Source organism: Clostridium sp. YIM B02500 (genome assembly GCF_022324665.1).
GTDB classification, from domain to species: domain Bacteria; phylum Bacillota; class Clostridia; order Clostridiales; family Clostridiaceae; genus Clostridium; species Clostridium beijerinckii.
This window is the reverse complement of record NZ_JAKGTE010000049.1, coordinates 24,220-30,568: the sequence shown is the minus strand read 5'-3', so window position 1 is coordinate 30,568 and position 6,349 is coordinate 24,220. Positions and strand designations below refer to the sequence as shown.

The following is a 6,349-nucleotide window of genomic DNA, read 5'->3' as shown; positions in this document are numbered from 1 at the left end:
TAGGTTGTTCCAATTTAGCTTGTCAAACTGAAAGTTGGAGCATGCTAAATTGGATACAACCTGCTGCTTAGAAATTTCAGCGATATTTTCATAGCTTTTCGGAACAAAATATTTATGATTTCGGTAAGTTATCACATCAGTTTAGTTTTAAATTTGGATATCTATAGATAGAAAAATTAAGAATTAGATTTATATTTTTCAATAGATACTATACTAATTATAGCTTTGAATTCTTATAATATAACTATAGATTAGAAAGGGATGGTTGATATGACGTTATCTAAAACCATAGCACAAAAAATTGTTTTAGAAATGATGAATGTAATTCCTTATAACATAAATGTTATGGATGAAAGTGGAATAATTATAGGCAGTGGTGATAGTAAAAGGATTGGGAATTTGCATGAAGGAGCTAGGAAAGCTATAGATAACCAACAAATAAACGAAGTCTATGAAGAAGATGACAGAATGAAACCTGGAGTTAATGAACCCATTATTATCAATGACAAAGTAATAGGTGTGATCGGGATAACTGGACACCCTGATGAGGTAAGAAGATTCAGTAAACTTGTTCGTGTAACAGCAGTTTTATTAATAGAACAATCTAAAGCAGACGAGGAAATTCAGAACAAAAGATTAAATATGCAGAAATTTTATAATGAACTAACTCATAGAAAGACAAAATATGATGAAAGTTTCCATCAAAGAGCTAAAAGCTATGGAATAGATCTTACGAAAAAATGCAGAGTTATTCTTGTGGATGGAAATATAAATTCTCGAAGCTTTAAAATATTGTATCAGAAGTATTCAAGTTATAGTGAGGTTGATGATAATAGAATAGCATTTTTTGTTACGTCTAAGGATCTATATAATGGATTACTAGAAAACTTAAAAACAAATAAAGATGTAAAGAGAATAAGCATTGGAGCAATGGAAGATGTTGCAGCTATTTCGCTAGAAAGTGCAGAATTAGCGATGGAATTTGGTGCGAAGATAAAATCATTAAGTTTAGTTTATAGCTATGATGAATTGCGATTTTTTATAAAATTATCACATGACAATAAGTTACCTTTGATATCAATGATGTCAAATCTTGATAAGGCAGGGAATAAACTAGAACTTATTCAAACTATACAGGCATATATTGAAGAGAATGGTGATATAGGTAATGTGGCTAATAGATTAAATATACATAGAAATACTTTAAATTATAGGCTAGAAAAAATAAAAAAATTAACAGGAAAAAATCCGAAAAATTTATTAGAATTATTTGAGTTGTTGTGTGGGTTAATTTGGAGATAATCATTTTATGTTTAAGATTTTAATTATGTGGTATATACTAGTATTAAGGTATAATTGAAAAATAACAAGTCCATCTGCCAAGCCTGTTTTCAGACATGGGAAGCTCGACTCGCGTACACTCGCTGAGTAAGAGATTCACACCAAATCACAGATTTGGGTTCTTCTCAATGGCATATTGGTTTAATGGGCTTACCATGAGCAATCTATTTCATTGCCTAATGAAAAATAATAATGGCATTTTGACTCGTTATTTCATTTAATATGCTAAAAAAGAAATTTACAAGTAGAATTTATTATATATAAGAGAAAGGGAAGCAAAGATGGATACTAAACAAAAGATATTTTATGCTTTAAAAAAATACTACGGATTTGATACTCTAAGAGGAGGGCAGTTCGAGATTATAAATAGTATTTTAAATGGTGTGGATACTTTTTGTCTTATGCCTACAGGGGCAGGGAAATCTATTTGTTACCAGATTCCAGCTATAATTATGCAAGGTGTAACTATAGTTATATCTCCTTTAATATCGCTTATGAAGGACCAAGTGGACAATCTAGTTGGGGCTGGGATTAAAGCCGCATATATAAATAGTACTCAGAATATGGACACTATAAGAAGTATATTAATTGAAGCATCTATGGGGGAGTACAAGATAATATATATATCACCAGAAAGATTAGAATCCAAAATATTTAGAGAATTGATTAAAGATCTTCATATATGCCAAATTGCTATAGATGAAGCACATTGTGTATCTCAGTGGGGGCATGATTTTAGGCAGAGTTATTTAGGAATATCAGATTTTTATAAAAGTCTTAAAGTTAAACCTATAATATCAGCGTTCACTGCAACAGCAACAAGTGAAGTTAGAGAAGACTCAATCAAATTATTGGGGTTAGAGAAACCTTATATATATAAAGGCGATATTAATAGGGAAAATCTTAGTCTTAATATACTTAAGGAAGTAGATAAGATTGAAACTGTTAAGGATATAATTAGAAAAAATGAAGGTGAATCTGGTATTGTATACTGCGCGTCAAGAAATGAAGTAGATAATTTATATTATTATTTAAGGGATCTAGGATTTAATGTTGGTAAGTATCATGGTGGACTCAAAGATGAAGAGAAAGAAAGATTTCAAGAAGAGTTTTTATATGAGAATTTAGATGTAATTATTGCGACTAATGCATTTGGAATGGGAATAGATAAGTCAAATATTAGATTCATAGTACATTTTACTTTTCCTCAAAACTTAGAATCGTATTATCAAGAGATAGGAAGAGGAGGAAGAGATGGAGAGAACTGTGACTGTTACTTATTTTATTGTGAAGAAGATATAAGTAGAGTGGAATATATTATAAATAGAAGTTCTTCCATGAATAGAAGAGAAATTCAGCTTAGAAAGTTCCAATTTATGATTGATTATTGTAATTTAAAGGAATGCTATAGAAAATATATATTGAATTACTTTGGAAATGATCGGAAGCTAAATTACTGTAATAAATGCAGTAACTGCTTAAACGATGATGAATTAAAAGATTTTACAAAAGAAAGTCAGATGATTTTGTCCACAGTTTTTAGAACAAAAGAACAGTATGGAATATCAGTTCTTGTTGATATTTTAAAAGGTTTTAAGGGACCTAAAATAATACAAAATAATTTAGATAAAGTTACAACATACGGAATAATGAAGGAATATGGAAGTACCTTTATAAAAGAGTTGATAAAAAAATTACTAGATGATGGATACATTGATTTGAAAGAAGGCACATATTCAATGTTAAAACTTAATTCTAGATCAATTAGAGTTTTAAAAAGCAAGGAATCAGTTGTATTTAAGATATTAGATAGCAGGGAGCCTATAATAAATAAAGAGTTATTTGAAGCTTTAAAATCTTGGAGAAAAGATAGGGCATATAAGGATAAAATAAAGCCTTATATAATATTCTCAGATACAAGCTTGATTGCAATATCTAATAGTAGACCTAGAACATTAGATGAATTGTTGGAGATCAGAGGAGTTGGAACAAAAAAAATTGAAGCTTATGGGGGAGAGTTATTAAATATAATAAGAATGTTTGCGCAAAAAGAAGCTAATTAACAAAAGTATCTAAAAATTGATACTGCTGTGGTAAAATGGGTTATAATGAATAATATAAACTAGTAGTCAAGTCGATATTATAAGTTAACTTAATATTGACTATGTTTTATGTTAAAATATATTGAAAGATTTTAGAATCATATTTGAAGGGCTATATGTTAATAAGAGGAGTTTAGTTAATGAAATATTTTAATAAAGATATAGAATCAGTTTTAAAAGAGCTAGATGTCAATTTAGAGGCTGGTCTAAATGATTCATCCATAAGAGAGAGAGCTGAGAAGTATGGGAAAAACGAATTTACTCATAAAAAAGAAGGAAATATATTTGAAGAAATAAAAAATGCGTTACTGGAACCCATGATGCTTATTCTTTTGATAGCGGCTTTAGTTAGTGCAATTATTGGAGAATATTATGATTCAGTTGGAATAGTATGTGCTGTTGCAATTGGAATAACTATTGGAATAATTACAGAAGGAAAATCAAAAAAGGCAGCAGAAGCTTTGGCCAAAATGACAGAAGATATTGTTGTAAAGGTGTTGAGGAACGGCAAAGTAACTCAAGTAGGAAAAAATGACTTAGTTCCAGGAGATATCATATATCTTGAAACAGGAGACATGATACCAGCAGACGGAAGATTTATTGAGACAATAGATTTAAAGGTTAGGGAAGATATGTTGACTGGTGAATCAGAAGATGTTACAAAAAATGCTCAAGTAATTATTAATATGGAGGAAATACAAGTAAAAGAAAATAAAGAAATACAGGATCCAATTCCAGCAAAGCAAATTAATATGGGATTTGGCGGAACTCTAATTGCTTATGGTAGAGCGACAATGGTTGTAACTTCAACTGGTGATAATACTGAAATGGGTAAAATAGCTCAAACTCTTCAAATAGATGAAGAAGAAACACCTCTTCAAAGAAAATTGGGGGATTTGGGTAAGACAATCACTAAAATATCAAGCGTTATAGCAGGTTTACTATTTATATTTATGGTTACCAAAATGATTCTATCTGGTGATTTGAATATAAATACATCAGGAGTAATATCGTTTTTAAATTCTATAGATCCTATTAAAACAGCTTTTGTTGTATGTATTGCTTTAATAGTTGCAGCGGTGCCAGAAGGGTTGCCAACTATGATTAATATGACGCTAGCAATAACAATGCAAAAGATGGCTAAGATTAATGCGTTAGTAACAAAAAAAGAAGCTTGTGAAACTATAGGCTCTGTTAGTGTTATTTGTTCAGATAAAACAGGTACTTTAACTGAGAATAGGATGACTGTAGAGAATCTTTATTTAAATGGAAAGTTCTTTGATGATAAAAATGATATAGATGATTATTTTGTGAAGAATTGCCTTGTAAACTCAACGGCAGATATAAGTTTTGAGGGAGATAAGTTAAATTACTTAGGTAATTCAACAGAATGTGCACTACTTTCATATCTAGAGGAATATGATTATAAACAGGAAAGAAAAGAAAGTGAAGTGATTCATCAAATACCATTTAACTCTGAAAATAAATTCATGGCTACTGTTATGAAGATTAAAGGAATGAATGTAGTACTCGTAAAAGGAGCGCCTGAAATACTGTTATCAAATGCTACTAATGAAGTTATAAATAATAAATTTATAGATCTTACACAAGAGAGAAAAAATGAAATAATAAAAGAAATACAGAAACTACAGGCTAAATCTATGAGAATTCTAGGGTTTGGATTTAGGATTATTGAAGATGTAGAAGCAGAGGCTGCGATTACAAGTGAGATAAGTATTTTAAAACCTAAACTATTAGATGGAAACAACGGACTAATATTCAGTGGTTTTGTTGCCATAAGAGATCCACTAAGGGAAGATGTAGCTAAAGCTATAGAAGCAGCTAAAAGAGCTGGTATTGAAACTAAGATGTTGACTGGGGATAATATAAATACAGCCATAGCAATAGGAAATGAGCTTGGAATGCTTAAAGGTGGGAAAAAAGCAGTAGAAGCTACATATATTGATACTTTAAATGATAAAGAATTAAGAAATGAGATTGAAAATATAGCTATTGTAGCTAGAAGTAAGCCGGAGACAAAAATGAGAATTGTTGAAGCTCTTCAAAGCAATGGGGAAGTAGTTGGAGTAACTGGTGATGGTATAAATGATGCGCCAGCATTAACAAAGGCAGACGTTGGAATAGCTATGGGTATTTCAGGATCAGAAGTCTCTAAAAATGCTGCAGATATAATATTAACAGATGATAATTTTACTACTATCATTGATGGAATAAAGTGGGGAAGAGGCGTGTATGAAAATTTTCAAAGATTCATACAATTTCAGATTACTGTAAACATAATAGCATTTTTAGTTGCAATAATTTCGCAAATATTAAATTTTGAAATGCCATTTACTACGATTCAATTATTGTGGATTAACATAATAATGGATGGACCCCCAGCACTGGTTCTAGGGTTAGAACCAATTAGAAAGAATGTTTTTAATAGAAAACCTGTAAATAGAAATTCAAGTATAATTACAAAAGGTATGATTACTTCAATAATATTAAATGCAATATATGTTACATCAATTTTACTTATACAGATGAAGTACAATATCTTAGGAGCATCCACAGAAAAAAACGGATTTGCAAGTGAGATGGAAACTGTTTTATTTGGATTATTTGCATTTAGTGCACTATTTAATGCATTTAACTGCAGAGAATTTGGGGCAGAAAGCATATTTCCTAACTTTTTTAAGAATAAGATAGCTATTCAAGTAATATTTATAACTGGATTGGCTCAAATAATATTTACTCAAGTATTTACTACTTTCTTTAGCTCAGTTGCTTTATCGGTGATAATGTGGAGTAAAGTTTTAGGGTTAGCATTTATGGTTATAGTAGTAAATGAAGTTATAAAATTTATTATAAGAATGTTTAGAAAATAATTAAATAGTGTTATT

General features: G+C 30.1%; 3 protein-coding genes. All 3 read left to right on the top strand.

Annotation, left to right across the window (positions count from 1 at the left end):
* Nucleotides 1-270 precede the first annotated feature (270 nt).
* On the top strand, nt 271-1,302 hold the full coding sequence (locus L1S46_RS24570; RefSeq protein ID WP_238901237.1) for a sugar diacid recognition domain-containing protein: 1,032 nt from the start codon (nt 271-273) through the stop codon (nt 1,300-1,302).
* A gap of 320 nt (nt 1,303-1,622) precedes the next feature.
* Nucleotides 1,623-3,404, top strand: a complete 1,782-nt coding sequence (gene recQ / locus L1S46_RS24565) for a DNA helicase RecQ (RefSeq protein WP_238901236.1) — start codon at nt 1,623-1,625, stop codon at nt 3,402-3,404.
* A 179-nt stretch (nt 3,405-3,583) separates the two neighbouring features.
* Entirely contained in the window at nt 3,584-6,334 is a 2,751-nt protein-coding gene (locus L1S46_RS24560) for a calcium-translocating P-type ATPase, PMCA-type (RefSeq protein WP_238901235.1), read from the top strand.
* Nucleotides 6,335-6,349: the final 15 nt, after the last annotated feature.